The organism is Photobacterium sanctipauli, assembly GCF_003026495.1.
Lineage (GTDB): Bacteria > Pseudomonadota > Gammaproteobacteria > Enterobacterales > Vibrionaceae > Photobacterium > Photobacterium sanctipauli.
Genome location: NZ_PYMA01000008.1, coordinates 90,061 through 109,618, shown reverse-complemented (window position 1 = coordinate 109,618; position 19,558 = coordinate 90,061). Strand labels below are relative to the sequence as shown.

Below are 19,558 nucleotides of genomic sequence, written 5' to 3'. Positions count from 1 at the left end.
TTTTGGATAATGGTTTCTTACGATGTCTCACTTAAACTATAACCACCTTTATTATTTCTGGATGGTATGCAAACAAGGCTCTGTGACCAAGGCGGCTGACGCCCTGTTCCTTGCCCCGCAGACGGTGACAGGGCAAATCAGGGCATTGGAAGAGCGTCTTAAGGGCAAGCTCACCAAGCGTGTTGGTCGCAATATCGAACCGACGGAGCTTGGTCAGTTGGTCTTCAAGTATGCCGACAAGATGTTTGACCTCAGTTACGAGATGCTCGATATCGTCAATTACACCCAGCGCGAAAACTTGCTGTTGGAAGTGGGGGTCGCCGATGCCCTGTCCAAGCGCTTGGTGAGCAAGGTCTTGATGGAAGGCCTGCCTGAAGATGAGCGTATTCACCTACGCTGCTACGAGTCGACCCACGAAATGCTGCTGGAGCAGCTCTCTCAGCATAAGCTGGATATGATCTTGTCTGACTGCCCGGTTGATTCAGCGCAGAGCCCTGGGCTTTACAGCAAGAAGCTGGGGGAGTCGACCATGAGCTTCTTCTGTACCGAGCCTGAGCCGGTGATGAACTTCCCTGCTTGTATCGAAGACTACAAGCTGCTGATCCCTGGGCGCAGGACTTCGATGGGGCGTAAGCTGCACCATTGGTTCGATCAGATGGGGATCACCCCGAATATCCTGGGCGAGTTTGATGACGCGGCGTTGATGAAGGCATTTGGCCAATACCAGCGCTCAATGTTTGTTGCCCCTTCTATCTATGCGGCTGAAATCGAGGATGACAGCAATATCCGCGAAGTAAGGCGGGTGAAGGAGATCCGGGAAGAGTATTACGTTATTTTTGCCGAGCGAATGATCATGCACCCGGCGGTGAAGAAAATTTGTGAGGCTGATTTTAGGAAAATGTTTAAATAACGTTGGCTTTTTGGGCCTGATAGCAGAAATAATGCCTGTTGTGGCTAGAAAACCCCTGATAAATTAAGTAAATTAGCGTTAACTTAATTTATCAGGTGGTAGCAGTATGGAACTACAGCAGATGGAGCAAAATGCCCCTAAGGCCGTAGCACTGCTTAAAGCCATGGCGAATGAACGGCGTTTGTTTATTCTTTGCTATTTGCTGGAAGAAGAAATGTCGGTCGGAATGATGAGCGATAAGCTGGGGCTAAGCCAGTCAGCGTTGTCTCAGCATTTAGCTTGGCTTCGGCGCGATGGCCTGGTGGAAACAAGGAAAGAGGCTCAGACGGTGTACTATCGCCTGAAGAGCGATGAAGTGAAGGCGATGATCCAACTACTTCATAAAATGTACTGCGGTGAGTGAGCCACGCAGTAAACGGCAGATATAAAAAAACCGGCGCAAGCCGGTTTTTTTATCGAAAATCAGCACTCAAATTAAAGAGCTTTGATTTTAGCTACTAGACGAGCTTTATGACGTGCAGCTTTGTTTTTGTGGATCAGGCCTTTAGTAGCCATGCGGTCCATAACAGGTTGCATTTCGTTGAAAGCTTGAGTAGCAGCTTCTTTGTTACCAGCTTCGATAGCAGCAACAACTTTCTTGAAGAAAGTACGCATCATTGAACGACGGCTAGCGTTGTGCTGGCGACGTTTTTCTGAAGTAAGCGCACGTTTCTTAGCAGATTTGATATTTGCCAAGGGTATAACTCCAAATCTTGGTACGGTGACAATTTAAGGCCGAGGACTATGCCTCTTAAACCGAACAATGTCAAATGATTTGTGCAAATAACCGCCTAACCAATTGAATTGGCACTTGCGGATTAACACGGTTAATATGGCGGCAGATTTTACCAGCATTTGGACTCAGAAGTCACCTTTTGGGGCCATCTTTATGAGGTTTTTTTTGTGAGCAAGCGTCTTTTACGCTCAGGACTGATTGTCAGTACCATGACACTGGTCTCGCGAGTACTGGGTTTGGTGCGTGATGTGGTGGTGGCAAACCTAATGGGGGCAGGGGCGGCAGCCGATGTTTTCTTCTTTGCCAACAAGATCCCCAACTTCCTTCGCCGCCTATTTGCCGAAGGGGCGTTTTCTCAAGCTTTTGTGCCGGTATTGACCGAATACCATGCCTCCGGCGATATGGATAAGACCCGCCACCTGATTGCAAGGGCATCAGGCACCCTGGGAGTGATTGTATCCATTGTAACCTTACTGGGTGTGTTGGGCTCCGGCGTCGTCACGGCATTGTTCGGGGCGGGTTGGTTTATCGACTGGCTCAATGATGGCCCGTCTGCGCCAAAATTCGAGCTCGCGAGCTTGTTGCTCAAAATCACCTTCCCGTATTTGTGGTTTATTACCTTTGTTGCCCTGTCTGGGGCCATCCTCAATACCTTGGGCAAGTTTGCTGTGTCATCGTTTACCCCGGTGTTCTTGAATGTTGCCATTATTGGCTGTGCTTGGTTCTTGGCACCGCAGCTGGCGCAACCCGAGATCGGTTTGGCGATTGGTGTTTTCCTTGGTGGCCTTATCCAGTTCTTGTTCCAGCTGCCTTTCTTATATAAGGAAGGCATGCTGGTGAAGCCCAAATGGGGCTGGCGCGATCCTGGGGTGGTAAAAATTCGCACCTTGATGATCCCGGCGTTGTTTGGCGTGTCGGTTAGCCAAATCAACTTGCTGTTCGATACCTTTATTGCCAGTTTCCTGGCCACGGGCTCGATTAGCTGGCTGTATTACTCCGACCGCTTGCTGGAGTTCCCGCTGGGGTTGTTCGGTATTGCCATCGCAACGGTTATCCTGCCTGCGCTATCGCGTAAGCATGTTGACCAAAGCCCTGAGCAATTCTCCCATACCATGGACTGGGGCGTGAGAATGGTGCTGCTACTGGGGGTGCCTGCCATGCTAGGCTTGATGGTACTGGCCAAGCCTATGTTGATGGTGCTGTTCATGCGCGGTGAGTTTAGCCCGACCGATGTGGAACAGGCTTCGCTGTCTTTGTTGGCCTATGCGTCAGGTCTGCTTAACTTTATGATGATTAAAGTGCTGGCGCCGGGGTATTACGCCCGCCAAGACACCAAGACGCCTGTGCGCTACGGCATTATCGCCATGGTGACCAACATGGTGTTTAACGCTATCTTCGCGTATTTCTATGGCTATATCGGCTTGGCGATGGCAACGGCCTTGTCGGCTCTGGTTAACGCCGGTTTGCTATACCGTGGCTTGCACCGTGGCGGGATCTATCGCATTAGTAAGGAAACACTGCGCTTTGTGGCGAAACTGGCCCTGGCGGGGGCTGCTATGGTTGGGGGGTTGCTGGCCGTATTGCCGGCGATGGCGCAATGGCTCGAATGGACCTTGGTGATGCGGGTTATCTGGCTGGCTGGCCTGATTGGCGCGGGTGCGCTGGTCTATTTGGTGGCTGTGGTGGTGCTGGGTGTTCGTCCACGTCATTTACGGGCTGCAAGCTAGTGCTAGACCGATATGATGGATCTGAAGCTATAAATTCACGCTGAAAGATGCATAACATAGGGGTTTGGGTATATAATCCGTCAGTTTTTCACTCTGCGAAAATTAATAACGGCGCATGGAATTAATCCGAGGTATACATAATATCCAATCAAGGCATCGCGGTTGCGTGCTGACGATTGGGAATTTTGACGGTGTTCATCTAGGCCACCAAGCAGTATTGCGTAAGGTGATGGCCAAGGCGCAGGCACTGGCATGCCCCGCGACTGTGATGAGCTTCGAGCCTCAGCCGCAAGAGTTGTTTGCCGGCGACCGTGCTCCGGCCCGCTTAACCCGTTTCCGCGACAAGTATTTGCAGCTGAAACAGGTCGGGCTTGATCGTTTTTTATGCGTGAACTTTAACAGCCACTTTGCCAACCTGACGGCACAAGATTTTATCCGTCGCTTGTTGGTTGAGCAATTGGGTGTTAAGTTTCTGGTAGTTGGTGATGATTTCCGCTTCGGCAAAGGCCGCAGTGGTGATTTTGCATTGCTAGAAGCTGCCGGAAAAGAATTTGGCTTCACTGTCGTGAGTACGCAAAGTTTTTGCGTCTCGGAGCAACGTGTCAGCAGCACAGCAATACGTCAGGCCTTGGCCAATGACAAGCTTGAGCTCGCTGAGTCCATGCTAGGGCGTCCATTCAGTATTAGTGGGCGCGTCTCCCATGGGCGGAAACTCGGGCGGACTATTGGCTTTCCAACAGCAAATATTCCCCTTAAGCGCCGCGTTTCTCCGGTGTCCGGCGTGTACGCTGTCGAAGTACACGGTGTTGCCAGCACCCCGCTACCTGGGGTTGCCAATGTTGGTCGACGACCAACTGTCAACGGGGTACGCCGCCAACTGGAAGTGCACCTGTTTGATTTTAAGTCTGATCTCTACGGAGCTCAGCTAGACGTCGTGCTAAAGCATAAATTGCGCGACGAAATTAAGTTTGAATCATTTGATGCACTAAAAGCACAAATCGAGCGTGATGCTCACTCAGCACGGGTGTGGCTGAATGAGCGTAATAATGTCCAACTTCGCCCAAGTAACGGAATCGAGAATCAATGAGCGACTATAAAGATACCCTGAACCTGCCTGAAACAGGGTTTCCGATGCGAGGCAACCTAGCTCAGCGTGAGCCAGCTATGCTAAAGCGTTGGTACGATGAAGATCTTTACGGTGAAATTCGTAAAGCCAAGAAGGGCAAAAAGTCCTTCGTACTACACGATGGCCCTCCATATGCCAACGGTGATATTCACATTGGTCACGCGCTAAACAAGATTCTTAAAGACATTATTATTAAGTCAAAGACTCTGTCAGGCTTTGATGCGCCATACATTCCAGGCTGGGACTGCCACGGTCTGCCAATCGAACTGATGGTAGAAAAGAAAGTGGGCAAGCCGGGCCATAAAGTGACAGCGGCTGAGTTCCGTGAAAAGTGCCGTGCCTATGCTGCCGGCCAGGTTGAAGGCCAAAAAGAAAGCTTCATTCGCCTAGGTGTACTGGGTGAGTGGGACAAGCCTTACCGCACCATGGACTTCGGTACTGAAGCTAACATTATCCGCTCTCTGGGTAAGATTGCTGACCAAGGGCATCTGCTGAAAGGTTTCAAACCTGTTCACTGGTGTACAGACTGTGGTTCGGCACTGGCTGAAGCGGAAGTGGAATACAAAGACAAAGTGTCTCCTTCTATCGATGTGCGCTTCAAAGCGGCAGACGAAGCGGCGACAGCGGCGAAGTTTGCGTGTGCAGACGGCCACACCGGCGAAGGCGATATCTCTATCGTTATCTGGACGACAACCCCTTGGACCCTACCTGCCAACCGTGCGGTAGCGGTACGTGACGATCTTGAGTACGTGCTAATCCAGGTTGAAGGCGAGCAGAAAGAGCGCCTAATCGTTGCTTCTGAGCTGGCGAAAGATGTGATGGATCGTGCTGGTATCGAGCACTACCACAACCTGGGCTTCTGTAAGGGCGCGGATCTGGAGCTAGTACGCTTCAACCACCCGTTCTACAGCTTTGACGTGCCAGTAATCCTTGGCGATCACGTTACGACTGAATCAGGTACTGGTTGTGTTCACACAGCCCCAGGCCATGGCCAGGAAGACTTCGCTGTTGGTCAGAAATACGATCTTGAAGTCGCTAACCCTGTAGGCAGCAACGGTGTTTACCTGCCGGATACCGAGCTTTTCGCGGGCCAGCACGTATTCAAGGCAAACAATGCGGTTGTTGAAACGCTACAAGAGCACGGTTCACTGCTTCACCACCACTCTTACGAGCACAGCTACCCGCACTGCTGGCGCCATAAGACGCCAATCATCTTCCGTGCGACTCCTCAGTGGTTTGTATCGATGGACCAAGCCGGTCTGCGTGCAAAAGCATTGGAAGAGATCAAGAGCGTACAGTGGATGCCGGAGTGGGGCCAGAGCCGTATCGAAGGTATGGTTGAAGGTCGCCCTGAGTGGTGTATCTCGCGCCAGCGTACTTGGGGTGTGCCAATTGCTTTGTTCGTTCATAAAGAAACATCAGAGCTTCACCCGAACTCACCTGAGCTAATCGAGAAAGTGGCTCAGCTTGTTGAGCAAAAAGGTATCCAGGCATGGTGGGATCTCGATCCTGCTGAGCTAATGGGCGAAGAAGATGCCGCAAACTACGAGAAGGTACTTGATACCCTAGACGTGTGGTTTGACTCGGGTGTGACCCACTACTCAGTGGTAGATAGCCGCGAAGAGTACAACGGCAACGCTGCTGATCTATACCTTGAGGGTTCTGACCAGCACCGAGGTTGGTTCCAGTCGTCGCTAATCTCATCGGTAGCGATGAAGGGCAAGGCTCCTTACAACCAAGTACTGACTCACGGTTTCGTGGTTGACGGCCAAGGCCGCAAGATGTCGAAGTCTATCGGTAACGTGGTTGCACCAAAAGACGTTACCAACAAGCTAGGTGCTGATATTCTGCGTCTATGGGTTGCATCGACTGACTACACGGGCGAAGTTGCCGTTTCTGATGAGATCCTGAAGCGCTCAGCGGATGCTTACCGTCGTATCCGTAACACATCGCGTTTCTTCTTGGCGAACCTAAGCGGTTTCAACCCAGAAACGGATCTGGTTGCGCCACAAGATATGGTTGCACTTGACCGCTGGGCAGTGGGCCGCGCGATGGCGGCACAGGAAGAAATCATCAAGGCATACGATGAGTACAACCTGCACGCAGTAACTCAGCGCCTAATGCAGTTCTGTTCGGTTGAAATGGGCTCGTTCTACCTAGACGTGATCAAAGACCGTCAGTACACCGCGAAACGTGGTGGCCATGCGCAACGCAGCTGCCAGACCGCACTATACTACATCGTAGAAGCCCTTGTTCGCTGGATGGCACCAATCATGTCGTTCACCGCTGACGAGATCTGGAACGAAATGCCTGGCCAACGCGACAAGTTCGTGTTCACTGGCGAGTGGTTCGAAGGCCTATTCGGCCTGGCTGAAGGCGAAGAGCTGAACAACGAATTCTGGGCTGAAATCCAGACTGTTCGCGGTGCCGTGAACAAGCTGCTGGAAGGTGCACGTAAAGACAAAGTGATCGGTGGCGCACTTCAGGCTGAAGTGACACTGCACGCTAACGAAGCACTGGCTGCCAAGCTGAACAAGCTGGAAGACGAGCTACGTTTCGTTATGTTGACATCGAAAGCTGAAGTGGTTGTTGCAGACGCGAAGCCGGAAGGCGCGCAGGAAACTGACGTTGACGGTCTATTCGTCACTGTAGCGGCTTCTGATGCGAAGAAGTGTGATCGTTGTTGGCACCATGTTGCTGATGTAGGCACTATCGAAGGTCACGAAGAAGTTTGTGGTCGTTGTGCAAGCAACGTCGATGGTGAAGGTGAAGAGCGTAAGTTTGCCTAATGACCAAGATATCGTCTGAAAAAGAACTACCGCTGAAACAATCTGGAGTGCGCTGGCTTTGGCTGGCTGCTCTGGTGTTCATCGTGGATATCGCGACCAAGCTGGTTGTGATGAATACAATGGAATACGGTTGGCCGAACCGTATCGAACTGCTGCCATTCTTTAACTTGCTCTATGTGCACAACTACGGTGCGGCATTTAGCTTTTTGAGTGATGCTGGTGGTTGGCAGCGTTGGTTGTTCACGGCGATAGCCTTGGGTGTTTGTAGCATGCTGATCTACTGGATGCGCAAGGCGCCAGCCACCCACAAGATGGCAAACGTGGCCTATGCGCTGATCATCGGTGGTGCGCTGGGTAATCTTTTTGACCGTATCTACCATGGTTTCGTGGTCGATTTCCTCGATTTTTATGTCGGCACTTACCACTGGCCGGCCTTTAACCTGGCCGATACCGCGATTTGTATCGGTGCCGGGTTGATCATTATCGAAGGCTTCCTGTCGGATAAAAAGAAACAACCAGTTAAGCACTAAACGCTGACAAACCCGAAAACCCTAAGCGCCGTCCGTTGATACGGGCGGCGCTTTGTTGTTAAATGGGGCAGTATTTAGGCTATAGACAAACAAGACTGCAATCAAAGGAAGTACTATGTCGGTTATCAAGGAAAACAGCGAAGTGCTGATGCACTTTGCAATCAAGCTCGAAGATGGCTCGGTCGCAGATTCAACCCAGGCGATGGGCAAACCGGCAAAATTCCGGATGGGCGACGGCAGCCTGACGGAGAACTTTGAGAAATGCTTGTTGGGCTTGGCTCAAGGGCAGAAGAGTAGCTTTGAACTTGAGCCAGAAGATGCCTTTGGTCTGCCTAACCCGGATAATATCCACCATGTTGATCGCACCAAGTTTGGTGCCGATGCACCAGCGGAAGTCGGCAATATTATTGCCTTTGCTGGGCCTGACGGTAGTGATATCCCAGGTATTATTACAGATGTCACCGGTGACTCGGTTACCGTTGATTTCAACCACCCGCTTGCGGGGCAGCGCGTGACTTTCGATGTAGAAGTCGTTGCCATTGAACATTAAGAGCTGTTAGTAATGAAAATCTTACTCGCAAACCCTCGTGGTTTTTGTGCCGGTGTTGACCGTGCCATCAGTATTGTTGAGCGTGCGCTGGAAATGTACCAGCCGCCTATCTATGTCCGCCACGAAGTTGTTCACAATCGATTTGTTGTTGAAGGGCTAAAGCAACGCGGTGCTATTTTCGTTGAAGAGCTTCACGAAGTGCCTGACGACAATATTGTGATCTTTTCGGCTCACGGCGTATCCCAGGCTGTGCGCAATGAAGCCAAAGAGCGCCAGCTCACGGTATTTGATGCCACTTGCCCATTGGTGACCAAGGTACATATGGAAGTGGCACGAGCAAGCCGCCGTAATATGGAAGTGGTACTGATTGGCCATGCGGGCCACCCTGAAGTTGAGGGTACCATGGGGCAGTATGCGAGTGATGCCGGTGGTATGTACCTGGTTGAGAAGCCAGAAGATGTCGAGACCTTGCCGGTCAAGGATCCGAGCAACTTACACTATGTGAGCCAAACGACGTTGTCAGTAGACGAAACCGCTGATGTGATCGCCAAGCTACGCGAAGTCTTCCCTGACATCCAGGGGCCGCGCAAAGATGATATTTGCTACGCCACCCAGAACCGTCAAGATGCGGTGCGTGAAATGGCCGAAGGCGTTGACGTGATGATTGTTGTGGGCTCGAAGAACTCCTCGAACTCGAACCGCCTGCGTGAGCTGGCTGAGAAGTTGGGGACGCCGGGTTATCTGACCGATTGCCCAGAAGATGTGGACGGTAATTGGTTTACTGGCAAGGCGAAGGTCGGTGTTACCGCTGGCGCATCGGCCCCGGAAGAGTTGGTGAATCAAATCATTGCCCGGATTCAAGAACTCAGCGGCGCCGAAGTGGAAGAACTCAGTGGCCGTGAAGAAAATATGTTCTTTGAAGTACCGCGTGAACTGCAAGTCAAAAACGTTTAAGTACGTTGCATAACGTCAGTATTTAGAAGCCCCGGCAAAGCCGGGGTTTTTTTATGGCTTTTTTTATTGTCGTCAACAGGCTACATTGGAGGTCACGCAAAATGATAACGAGGGAGATCGAACGCAATGGTTAGAGTTGCGATTGCTGGTGCAGCAGGACGTATGGGGCGCCAATTACTGAAGGCGACTTATTTGGCTGAAGCGGCAGAAATTGGTGCGGCAACGGAGCGCCCGGAATCTACGCTGGTGGGCGCGGATGCTGGCGAGTTGGCTGGTGTAGGCGCGGTGTCGGTACTGATCGTTGATGATCTGGCGAAAGCCGTTGACGACTTCGATGTGCTGATTGATTTCACAGCACCTGCCGCGACATTGGCAAATATCGAGGTTTGCCAGCAGCATGGCAAAAAAGTTGTGATTGGCACCACGGGTTTTACCGATAAAGAGCGCGAGCAAATCGATGCGGCAGCCCAAACGATGCCAATCGTCATGGCGCCAAACTACAGCGTGGGGGTGAACCTGGTGTTCAAGCTGCTGGAAAAGGCAGCCAAGGTCATGGGCGACTATTGCGATATCGAAGTGATTGAAGCGCACCACCGTCATAAGGTCGATGCTCCGTCAGGAACTGCGATTGGCATGGGCGAAGCCATTGCGGGGGCTATGGGCAACAAATTGAGCGATGTAGCAGTGTATGCCCGTGAAGGTATTACTGGCGAGCGTAGCCGCGATGAAATTGGTTTTGCGACTATTCGTGCTGGCGATATTGTTGGCGAGCATACCGCGATGTTTGCTGATATTGGCGAACGTGTCGAAATTACCCACAAGGCAACGGATCGTATGACCTTCGCCAACGGTGCTGTGCGTGCCGCTGTGTGGCTAAATGGCATGCAGCCGGGTTTCTACACGATGCACGATGTTTTGGGTTTAGATGAACTATAAGTAACCACTAGGCTGCAATCGTGTTAACGGCTATGCCCTCTGGCTGATATTGCTAGAGGGTATATTTCAATTCCATATTCCCTTCAAAATTCCCCTAAATTGCATAAAACACTAAAAAGTGGCTGGCTTTTTTATTGGAAGCTTAACTTTACCCTTAGGTGCTTTTTTGTGCTGGTATTCTTTTGTTTTTATCTGTTTTGTTTGATTTTTTATTGGTTGCCTGTGTTTTTGTGTCTTAACTTTGGGTTTTGTGGCTTTCAAACGGCAGGTAAATTTTTGTTGGTGTTTGTCAGGTTGGCGCAAACGATAAAATAACTCGGTGCTCGATCTTGAATGCTTAAATTGCCACTTAATTTGTGTGTTTTTGCGGTTTGGTGCGGTTTGTGGGGCAAGTTAGCTGTAATTAAAATTTATTTTTCGTGTTATGTTGACAGAGACCGCAGTGATCCCTAGAATGCGCGCAATTTGTCAAAATTGCGCTTGACTCGGTTTTTGACTTTGTATGGAATGGGTAATTGCAACTTTATCTGTTTTAATTGCATTTTTATTATATTTTGGAGGTTGTCTTGAGCAAATCAGCGCTGTTAGTCCTTGAAGATGGGACAGTGTTCCGCGGCGTGTCCATTGGGGCAGATGGTTCGGCCGTTGGTGAAGTTGTTTTTAATACCTCGATGACGGGGTATCAGGAAATTCTTACCGACCCTTCTTATTCTCAACAGATTGTTACTCTTACTTATCCTCATATTGGCAACACCGGAACTAATTCCGAAGACGAAGAATCCACTTCAATCCATGCGCAAGGCTTGGTGATCCGCGACCTCCCTCTTATCGCTTCTAACTTCCGTAGTCAGCAATCCCTTTCTGATTATCTGAAATCCCAAAACATCGTCGGCATTGCAGACATCGATACCCGTAAGCTAACTCGCCTTCTCCGCGAGAAAGGTGCACAAAACGGTTGTATCGTTGCAGGCAACAACCTAGACGAAGCATTGGCATTAGCGAAAGCAAAAGAGTTCCCGGGTCTGAAGGGGATGGACTTGGCGAAAGAAGTCACGACAGCAGAAACTTACCAGTGGAAGCAAGGTTCTTGGACGCTAGAAGGCGGTTTGCCGGAAGCGAAAGACGACAGTGAATTGCCATACCACGTTGTTGCTTATGACTTCGGTGCGAAGCGTAACATCCTGCGCATGCTCGTTGACCGTGGCTGTCGCCTGACAGTGGTTCCGGCTCAAACGTCAGCAGAAGAAGTACTGGCGCTAAACCCAGACGGCGTATTCCTATCGAATGGCCCTGGTGACCCAGAACCATGTACTTACGCAATTGAAGCGACAAAAGTGTTCCTAGACAAGGGCCTACCAATTTTCGGTATTTGTCTTGGCCACCAGATCCTGGCACTGGCAAGTGGTGCTAAGACGGTGAAAATGAAGTTTGGTCACCACGGTGCCAACCACCCGGTTAAAGATCTTGACCGCAACGTTGTGATGATCACCAGCCAGAACCACGGTTTTGCTGCTGACGAAGAAACGCTGCCAGAGAACCTGCGCGCGACCCACAAGTCGCTGTTCGACGGCTCGCTTCAGGGTATTCACCGTACCGACAAGCCTGCATTCAGCTTCCAGGGTCACCCTGAGGCAAGCCCGGGTCCGCATGATGCAGCGCCACTATTCGACCACTTTATTGACCTAATTAAGCAGCACAGCGCCTAAGCCGGAGTAGTAAGAAATGCCAAAACGTACTGACATTAAAAGTGTTCTAATTCTGGGTGCTGGCCCAATTGTTATCGGTCAGGCTTGTGAGTTTGACTATTCAGGTGCTCAAGCGTGTAAAGCACTGCGCGAAGAGGGCTACCGCGTTATTCTGGTGAACTCTAACCCAGCCACCATTATGACTGACCCAGAAATGGCGGATGCAACTTACATCGAGCCTATCCACTGGGAAGTGGTACGTAAAATCATTGAAAAAGAGCGTCCAGATGCGGTACTACCGACAATGGGTGGCCAGACTGCACTGAACTGTGCGCTTGATCTTGAGAAGCACGGCGTACTGGAAGAGTTCGGCGTGGAGATGATTGGTGCAACGGCTGACGCTATCGATAAAGCGGAAGACCGTTCTCGCTTCGATGCGGCAATGAAGTCAATCGGCCTAGAGTGTCCTCGCGCCGATACGGCGAAAACCATGGAAGAGGCTTACAAAGTACTCGATATGGTTGGCTTCCCGTGTATCATCCGCCCATCATTTACTATGGGTGGTACCGGTGGCGGTATCGCTTATAACAAAGAAGAGTTCGAAGAAATCTGTCGCCGTGGTTTGGACCTATCGCCAACCAACGAGCTGCTTATCGACGAATCTTTGATTGGTTGGAAAGAGTACGAGATGGAAGTGGTTCGTGACAAGAACGACAACTGCATCATCGTATGTTCAATCGAAAACTTCGACGCAATGGGTATCCACACTGGTGACTCAATCACAGTCGCACCGGCTCAGACCCTAACAGACAAAGAATACCAGTTGATGCGTAACGCATCGCTAGCGGTACTGCGTGAAATCGGTGTTGAAACTGGTGGTTCAAACGTCCAGTTTGGTATCAACCCGAAAGATGGCCGTATGGTTATCATCGAGATGAACCCGCGTGTATCTCGCTCTTCTGCACTGGCGTCAAAGGCAACGGGCTTCCCGATTGCAAAAGTAGCAGCGAAACTGGCTATCGGCTTCACCCTTGATGAGCTAATGAACGACATCACTGGCGGCGCGACGCCAGCCTCGTTCGAGCCAACTATCGACTACGTTGTTACCAAGATCCCTCGCTTTAACTTCGAGAAATTTGCCGGTGCAAACGACCGTCTAACGACTCAGATGAAGTCGGTAGGTGAGGTGATGGCTATCGGCCGTAACCAGCAAGAGTCACTACAAAAAGCACTTCGCGGTCTGGAAGTGGGCGCGAACGGCTTCGATGAAATGGTTGACCTGGATGCGCCTGACGCACTGACGACTATCCGTCATGAGCTGAAAGATGCCGGTGCCGAGCGTATTTGGTACATCGCGGACGCATTCCGTGCTGGCCTATCTGTCGACGGTGTGTTCAACCTAACCAACATCGACCGCTGGTTCCTGGTTCAAATCGAAGAGCTAGTGAAGCTAGAGAACGACGTGAAAGAGGGCGGTTTTGCTGGCCTGAACGCAGACGTGCTACGCAAGCTGAAGCGCAAAGGTTTTGCTGATGCTCGCCTGGCTAAGCTACTGGGTGTGGCTGAGTCTGAAATCCGTAAACTGCGTGACCAGTACGATATCCACCCGGTATACAAGCGTGTCGATACCTGTGCGGCTGAGTTCTCTTCTGACACGGCTTACATGTACTCATCTTACGATGAAGAGTGTGAAGCCCAGCCAACCGACAAAGACAAGATCATGGTATTGGGCGGTGGCCCGAACCGTATCGGTCAGGGTATCGAATTCGATTACTGCTGTGTTCACGCTTCATTGGCACTACGCGAAGACGGTTACGAGACCATCATGGTTAACTGTAACCCAGAGACAGTATCGACTGACTACGATACCTCAGACCGCCTGTACTTCGAGCCGGTAACACTGGAAGACGTATTGTCTATCGTGCGTGTTGAGAAGCCAAAAGGCGTTATCGTTCAGTACGGTGGCCAGACGCCACTTAAACTGGCGCGTGCACTAGAAGCCGCTGGCGTGCCAATCATCGGTACTAGCCCTGATGCCATCGACCGCGCGGAAGACCGTGAGCGCTTCCAAGCAGCCGTTGAGCGTCTAGGCCTTAAGCAGCCAGAGAACGCAACCGTAACTGCGCTTGAGCAAGCGGTTGAGAAGTCAAAAGAAATTGGCTTCCCGCTTGTTGTTCGCCCATCGTATGTACTGGGTGGCCGCGCGATGGAAATCGTATATGACGAAGCTGACCTGCGCCGTTACTTCAACGAAGCGGTTAGCGTGTCTAACGAGTCGCCGGTACTACTTGACCGCTTCCTAGACGACGCAACTGAAGTTGATATCGATGCTATCTGTGACGGTGAGCGCGTGGTTATCGGCGGTATCATGGAGCACATCGAGCAAGCCGGTGTTCACTCAGGTGACTCCGCATGTTCACTGCCTGCTTACACCCTAAGCCAGGAAATCCAAGATGTGATGCGCCAGCAAGTTGAGAAGCTAGCCTTCGAGCTTGGTGTACGTGGCCTGATGAATACCCAGTTCGCGGTGAAGGACAACGAAGTTTACTTAATCGAGGTTAACCCACGTGCTGCGCGTACTGTCCCATTCGTCTCAAAAGCGACAGGTGCACCACTGGCTAAGATTGCTGCGCGTGTAATGGCTGGTCAATCTCTAGAGTCGCAAGGATTTACCAAAGAGATTATTCCACCTTACTACTCAGTGAAAGAAGTGGTATTGCCGTTCAACAAGTTCCCAGGTGTTGACCCACTACTAGGCCCAGAAATGCGTTCTACCGGTGAGGTGATGGGTGTGGGTGACACATTCGCGGAAGCATTTGCTAAAGCCGAGCTAGGCTGTGGTAAAGAGAAGCTAGCGAAGGGCCGTGCCCTACTATCTGTTCGCGGTAACGACAAGCAGCGTGTTGTTGACCTAGCTTCTAAGCTGGTTAAGCAGGGTTACGAGCTGGATGCAACCCACGGTACGGCAGTTGTGCTAGGTGAAGCGGGCATCAACCCTCGTCTAGTGAACAAGGTACACGAAGGTCGTCCTCACATTCTTGACCGTATCAAGAACAACGAGTACTCGTACATTGTTAACACTGCGGAAGGCCGTCAGGCTATCGAAGATTCGAAAGTACTCCGTCGCGGTGCATTGGCTGAGAAGGTGAACTACACCACTACGCTAAACGCAGCCTTTGCAACGTGTATGGCTTGGACTGCCGATGACCGTAACAAGGTAACATCAGTACAAGAGCTACACGCTCGTCTGAACAACGCTTAATCAAGCATTGCTTTGAACGAAAACGGCCTGCATTAGCAGGCCGTTTTTTTATTTGCTGGGTATTTCATTCACCCAAATGACATAGTGTTGTGAATATGTGTTCTCATTAATAATTTGTGGCACTTATGGATCAAATTCCCCTTGAACTGACAAGTGAAGGGCGTACAATTAGCCGCGTCGCATAAGCGATACTTATTTTTTGGAGACTTAGATGAACGATACCGACCATCCCCCGAGTATGAAGGTGGAAAATCAAACCTGCTAAGGTGTCGGTCTCCTATGATTCCGAGCCAGCCCCAGGTTCGGAATAGTCTGTTCTCTTATCAATTTATTGATACCCCTTTAGACAAACTCTTCCTCGGTTTTCCCAACCATTTAACTCAATATAGAATCTCGCCAATGTGTGGTGAATGACAGGCTTTTTTGCTGTCTGTGGAGTGGCTTTAGAACATAGCTTTTCCAGATAGTGACTAGCACATTCACGCCGTGTTATGGCGTATTCTGGTGGTCGTTGCCGTGACCTAGCTAATCGGGAGATTCGCCATGGCGGTAATGAACTATGCAGCTGATGCTGCAGTGGTAAACGAAGAATTGGCTCAGAACGACGTTCTGGCCGCACGCAACGCGTTTTTGAAATATGACATCAATGAACAGGCGAAGCTGTTGGTCAAGATGCCTATTTCAGAAGCGATTGCGATATTACATGAAATCCCACTTCGCCATGTCCAGACCTTATTGGATCTGCTGGACGAAATGGACGAAGAAGTGTGCATGCGCCACTTGGCCAACGGCCTGGGCTTGATTTGCTCTGAAGCCGAGCCAGCAGGCCATTACTTGCAAAACAGCGTATTCAGCCATGTGCGTGAGCGTATCGGCTGGATTGTAGGCTTGGCATTGCTGGGGATTGTATCGGGACTGATTATCTCCCATTACGAAGACACCCTAAGCCAGCTGGTGCTGCTGGCGGTATATATGCCGGTGATCGCAGCAGCGGGGGGGAACACCGGTTCCCAGGCTGCCACATTGGTGGTGCGTGCTTTGGCAATGGAAGAAATACGCTGCCGGGACTGGGCAAAGGTTTTATGGAAGGAATTCCGCGTCGCATTGGCGATTGCCGGCGTGCTGGCTGCAGTGATCATGGGCCGGGTGATGATGTTCAGCGATGGCTCTTCGCTGCCAATCGGCATGGAGCTGATGGATATCGCGATGGCTATCGGGGTGGCAATCTCGCTACAGGTTGTCCTGTCGACCACGGTCGGTGGGGTGCTGCCGATGATTGCCCGCGCAGCCAAGCTTGACCCCGCGGTACTGGTGAGTCCGGTGTTGGCCTCGGTGGTAGATATCACTGGCATGATCATCTACTTCAAGACGGTCAATGCATTCCTGGGGCTTGCCTAGTCTAGTTAAAAATAGATCACAGCGTAAAAACGACGGGGAGCCCATGGTATGGACTCCCCGTTTTGTTTGCCTCTAGTAGAAGATAACTTAATAGAGAAGCAACTTAATAGCTATCGTAAAGCTGGCGGTAAAGTTGGCGCTCGAATGCCTCGATCGGCGTGGCTACCGCTGGCGCATTTTCATCGCGCTCGGGCGGATGGTAGTTAGTGACCATTTGCACGAAGAGCAGCGTTTTGCCAGATTTCGCCGTTAACTGGCCAGCCAAATTATAGGTACCGTAAAGAGAACCACTCTTGGCTGCGATAGCCCCCTTTAATGGTGGCTGGCGCAAGCTTTGGCGATAGCGCAAGGTGCCGCTCTGGCCGCTGATTGGCATGGTATTGAGTAGCTCGAGTTGCTCATCTTGCTGGTGGATGTAAGTGATCACTTCAGCCATTTTGGCTGCTGTGATGCGGTTATTACGCGATAACCCTGATCCGTCAGCCAAAATACTGCTTTCCAGGTTAATGCCTGTTTTCTCTTTAATGATTGCCTTGATAGCTTCAGTACCGTTGGCAAAAGTACCGGCTTGTTGGAAGTAGCGCGCGCCGAGGGTTTTGGTGAGGTTATCGGCAATCAGGTTGTCAGAATCCTTCATCATGGTGTCAAGCAACTCTGGCAGGGCCGAGGAATAGTGCGTAGCGATAAGCTTGCCCTTGGCGCTATCATCGCGTTTTACTTTTCCGCTTAACCGAATGCCTTGGTTACCTAGTTCCTGCTTGATCACGGCAGTGATAAAAGCGGTGGTGTCTTGTACCGCGAAGTTAAGCGGGAGGGGCTTGTCGCGTTTAACAAGGCAGCCATCGAGCTGGTAGCGGTTGTTGTAGCCTGTAGTTAATTCCAAATCGCAATGGCTTTGCTGTTGTTGATCTTTGCTGACAACCTTGGCTTTGGTGGTGACGTTAATCGGCTGGTGGCTCGGGATATTCACCCGGGTCGTTTGGCCCAGTGCCTTGTTGCTATATAAGGCACCTTGTACGCAGTTGTGCTCAAGGCTAAGGCTACTTGATGGCGCACTGTAGCAGACGCCCAATATATCCCAAGGCCATCCCGCTGCACGCTCGTAACCATTAAATTGCCCACCGTTGAGCAGCACATCGCCTTTTACGGCGGTGATGCCCTTTTGCCTCGCTTGTCTAAGCAAACGAGCCAAGTCGGTGCGCATCAAGGTGGGGTCGCCACTGAAACGAACGATTAAGTTGTCGCCTTGCTGTTCTATACGGGTGCTAAAGCGAAAATCCTTGGGTAGGTAGCTTGCGGCTGCAAGGGCGGTGATGGTTTTTTGGATACTGGCTGGAGGCTGAAATTGCTCCTCCCGTTGTTGGTACAACCGAGTGCCGGTGTCGGCATCAATGACCACGATGGCCGCATCGCTTCCTGCCGGTAAATAGGAAAGTGCTTTGTCTAACGATATAGCCTGATCTTGGGCAATGCTCTGGTGGCTCATAGCCAGGGTGATAAAAAGCAACAAGCGAGATGCTAAGAGGGTATTGGTTTTATTGCGGGGAGTAGAAAATCGTTTTGCGAAGCGTGCTAGCATGGCAAACCTGTATCGGGTTAGGCGGTTTGGGGATAGCCCTCATCATAGAACAAAAAAATGCAGACCCGAAGGCCTGCATCTTTATTTGTGCGTAACGCTTTTAATCCAAACGGGATTAGAAGTCGTAACGTGCACCTAGTACGAACTCGTCAGAAGTGTCTGCACGAGTTGCAGCGCCTGCATCAGAAGTGCTTAGGTTGTTGAACTTGTAAGATGCGTAAGCACGGAAGTTCTTATTGAAGTAGTGAGTTGCGTCAACTGCGATAGAGTCAGCTAGAGCTTCGTTAGATGAAGCGTCTGCATCTTCTAGGTAGTTGTAAGTTGCGACGAACACGGTGTTACCGTAAGTGTAAGCTGCAGCAAATTCGTAACCACGAACTTTATCAGCATCAGTGTTACGAGAGTCTTGGTATAGACCCGCTACGTAGAAGTCACCGTAAGTGTAAGAAAGACCAGCAAAAGCATTCTTCGCAGTATCACGATCTTCTGTGTCTTGCTCACCGTAACCAGCACCGAACGCTAGACCCATGTCTAGTGTGTAGATAGCACCAGCTGAGTAACCATCAACATCGTAAGTACCGTTTAGGTCTTCGTTTTCACCAGCAAATACGTAGTTAGCTTTCACTGTTAGGTTGTCGCCACCTAGGTCGAAAGAACCAACATATGCTAGGTTGTTAGAAGTACGGTCAGCTGCAGCAATTTTGCCACCAGCTTCATTACCGTGGTATGACATGATATCAGTCATGTCAGTGATCATACCTAGAGAACCGTCAGTTTTACCGTAACGGATTTGACCGAAGTCACCACCGATACCAGCGTTTAGGTGACGGTTGTTAACTTCGTTACCATCAGTGTATTCGCCTTCCCAGAAACCGATACCGTAGATAGTGTCAGTGATGTCTGTTTTACCAGCGATGTTTACACGAACACGAGTAGCGTCAGAAACTTTGCTGTCGCCTTCGTTGTTGTCCGCCATTACTGCACGAGCTTCAAAACGACCGCCAACAGCTAGGCTTGAAGTTTCGTCAGAGTAAACTTCAGCAGCTGTAGCTACAGAAGAGATAGATGCTGCTGCTACTGCTAGAGCAATCAGTTTTTTGTTCATTGTCGAATCCTTTTGGAATTATTTTGTTGTATGCATATATAACTGTGCTAAATGCATGGTGTTCTTTTTACTTGCTTATAAGCGTTGAGGGTTAGTAAAAAGTTCTTAAAAAAAGACAGGGTGAATGGTTTTAGTGGGCTTTATTGGTATAGTTTATCAATTTAATCAGTGGCTTACATGTGATCAATAAAGTTCACTGAAAGTATTCGTTTTTAGTATGTTTTAGGGTTTT

The 19,558-nt window shown here is 50.4% G+C and carries 15 protein-coding genes; 12 read left to right on the top strand and 3 right to left on the bottom strand.

The features are described from left to right. Positions 1-22: 22 nt before the first annotated feature. Together nhaR and C9I98_RS14080 are read left to right on the top strand one after the other, a co-directional pair. Positions 23-910: a transcriptional activator NhaR gene (nhaR, locus tag C9I98_RS14085; protein WP_036821176.1), complete on the top strand. Its 888-nt coding sequence runs from the start codon at positions 23-25 to the stop codon at positions 908-910. A gap of 106 nt (positions 911-1,016) precedes the next feature. Then, complete coding sequence (locus tag C9I98_RS14080) at positions 1,017-1,313, top strand: ArsR/SmtB family transcription factor (RefSeq protein WP_036821174.1); 297 nt, start codon at positions 1,017-1,019, stop codon at positions 1,311-1,313. Between the two features lie 71 nt (positions 1,314-1,384). Here C9I98_RS14080 and rpsT read toward each other — a convergent pair whose 3' ends face one another. After that, positions 1,385-1,645: a 30S ribosomal protein S20 gene (rpsT, locus tag C9I98_RS14075; RefSeq protein ID WP_036821173.1), complete on the bottom strand. Its 261-nt coding sequence runs from the start codon at positions 1,643-1,645 to the stop codon at positions 1,385-1,387. 207 nt (positions 1,646-1,852) lie between these two features. Here rpsT and murJ point away from each other — a divergent pair, with 207 nt between their 5' ends. From murJ to C9I98_RS14025, 10 genes are all read left to right on the top strand, one after another. Then, positions 1,853-3,412 (top strand): murein biosynthesis integral membrane protein MurJ, encoded by a 1,560-nt coding sequence (gene murJ, locus C9I98_RS14070; RefSeq protein ID WP_107272138.1) that lies wholly within the window; start codon positions 1,853-1,855, stop codon positions 3,410-3,412. Positions 3,413-3,527: 115 nt separating this feature from the next. Continuing rightward, positions 3,528-4,499 (top strand): bifunctional riboflavin kinase/FAD synthetase, encoded by a 972-nt coding sequence (gene ribF / locus C9I98_RS14065; RefSeq protein ID WP_036818069.1) that lies wholly within the window; start codon positions 3,528-3,530, stop codon positions 4,497-4,499. Further along, complete coding sequence (ileS, locus tag C9I98_RS14060; protein WP_036818071.1) at positions 4,496-7,327, top strand: isoleucine--tRNA ligase; 2,832 nt, start codon at positions 4,496-4,498, stop codon at positions 7,325-7,327. The genes ribF and ileS overlap by 4 nt, the downstream gene beginning before the upstream one ends. Beyond that, on the top strand, positions 7,327-7,857 hold the full coding sequence (lspA, locus tag C9I98_RS14055) for a signal peptidase II (RefSeq protein WP_036818073.1): 531 nt from the start codon (positions 7,327-7,329) through the stop codon (positions 7,855-7,857). Before ileS ends, lspA begins: the two co-directional genes overlap by 1 nt. Before the next feature lie 115 nt (positions 7,858-7,972). Beyond that, entirely contained in the window at positions 7,973-8,407 is a 435-nt protein-coding gene (gene fkpB / locus C9I98_RS14050) for an FKBP-type peptidyl-prolyl cis-trans isomerase (RefSeq protein ID WP_036818075.1), read from the top strand. Positions 8,408-8,419: 12 nt separating this feature from the next. Continuing rightward, positions 8,420-9,361, top strand: a complete 942-nt coding sequence (ispH, locus tag C9I98_RS14045) for a 4-hydroxy-3-methylbut-2-enyl diphosphate reductase (RefSeq protein WP_036818077.1) — start codon at positions 8,420-8,422, stop codon at positions 9,359-9,361. Positions 9,362-9,487: 126 nt separating this feature from the next. Continuing rightward, positions 9,488-10,297, top strand: a complete 810-nt coding sequence (gene dapB, locus C9I98_RS14040; protein WP_036818079.1) for a 4-hydroxy-tetrahydrodipicolinate reductase — start codon at positions 9,488-9,490, stop codon at positions 10,295-10,297. Positions 10,298-10,863: 566 nt separating this feature from the next. Beyond that, complete coding sequence (carA, locus tag C9I98_RS14035; RefSeq protein ID WP_107272111.1) at positions 10,864-12,003, top strand: glutamine-hydrolyzing carbamoyl-phosphate synthase small subunit; 1,140 nt, start codon at positions 10,864-10,866, stop codon at positions 12,001-12,003. A 16-nt stretch (positions 12,004-12,019) separates the two neighbouring features. Beyond that, positions 12,020-15,244 (top strand): carbamoyl-phosphate synthase large subunit, encoded by a 3,225-nt coding sequence (carB, locus tag C9I98_RS14030; RefSeq protein ID WP_107272110.1) that lies wholly within the window; start codon positions 12,020-12,022, stop codon positions 15,242-15,244. Between the two features lie 543 nt (positions 15,245-15,787). Then, complete coding sequence (locus tag C9I98_RS14025; RefSeq protein ID WP_036824126.1) at positions 15,788-16,642, top strand: magnesium transporter; 855 nt, start codon at positions 15,788-15,790, stop codon at positions 16,640-16,642. Between the two features lie 103 nt (positions 16,643-16,745). On the opposite strand, the gene dacB is transcribed toward C9I98_RS14025, so the two are convergent. Then, positions 16,746-18,221 (bottom strand): serine-type D-Ala-D-Ala carboxypeptidase, encoded by a 1,476-nt coding sequence (gene dacB / locus C9I98_RS14020; protein ID WP_245907163.1) that lies wholly within the window; start codon positions 18,219-18,221, stop codon positions 16,746-16,748. 115 nt (positions 18,222-18,336) lie between these two features. Continuing rightward, positions 18,337-19,326, bottom strand: a complete 990-nt coding sequence (locus C9I98_RS14015; RefSeq protein WP_036827294.1) for a porin — start codon at positions 19,324-19,326, stop codon at positions 18,337-18,339. Between the last annotated feature and the right edge of the window lie 232 nt (positions 19,327-19,558).

Coding starts and splice junctions, on each gene's coding strand:
- C9I98_RS14080 (WP_036821174.1), top strand. CDS start 1,017: ATGGAACTACAGCAGATGGAGCAAAATGCCCCTAAGGCCGTAGCACTG.
- ileS (WP_036818071.1), top strand. CDS start 4,496: ATGAGCGACTATAAAGATACCCTGAACCTGCCTGAAACAGGGTTTCCG.
- fkpB (WP_036818075.1), top strand. CDS start 7,973: ATGTCGGTTATCAAGGAAAACAGCGAAGTGCTGATGCACTTTGCAATC.
- C9I98_RS14015 (WP_036827294.1), bottom strand. CDS start 19,326: ATGAACAAAAAACTGATTGCTCTAGCAGTAGCAGCAGCATCTATCTCT.
- ispH (WP_036818077.1), top strand. CDS start 8,420: ATGAAAATCTTACTCGCAAACCCTCGTGGTTTTTGTGCCGGTGTTGAC.
- carB (WP_107272110.1), top strand. CDS start 12,020: ATGCCAAAACGTACTGACATTAAAAGTGTTCTAATTCTGGGTGCTGGC.
- ribF (WP_036818069.1), top strand. CDS start 3,528: ATGGAATTAATCCGAGGTATACATAATATCCAATCAAGGCATCGCGGT.
- nhaR (WP_036821176.1), top strand. CDS start 23: ATGTCTCACTTAAACTATAACCACCTTTATTATTTCTGGATGGTATGC.
- lspA (WP_036818073.1), top strand. CDS start 7,327: ATGACCAAGATATCGTCTGAAAAAGAACTACCGCTGAAACAATCTGGA.
- C9I98_RS14025 (WP_036824126.1), top strand. CDS start 15,788: ATGGCGGTAATGAACTATGCAGCTGATGCTGCAGTGGTAAACGAAGAA.
- dacB (WP_245907163.1), bottom strand. CDS start 18,221: ATGCTAGCACGCTTCGCAAAACGATTTTCTACTCCCCGCAATAAAACC.
- dapB (WP_036818079.1), top strand. CDS start 9,488: ATGGTTAGAGTTGCGATTGCTGGTGCAGCAGGACGTATGGGGCGCCAA.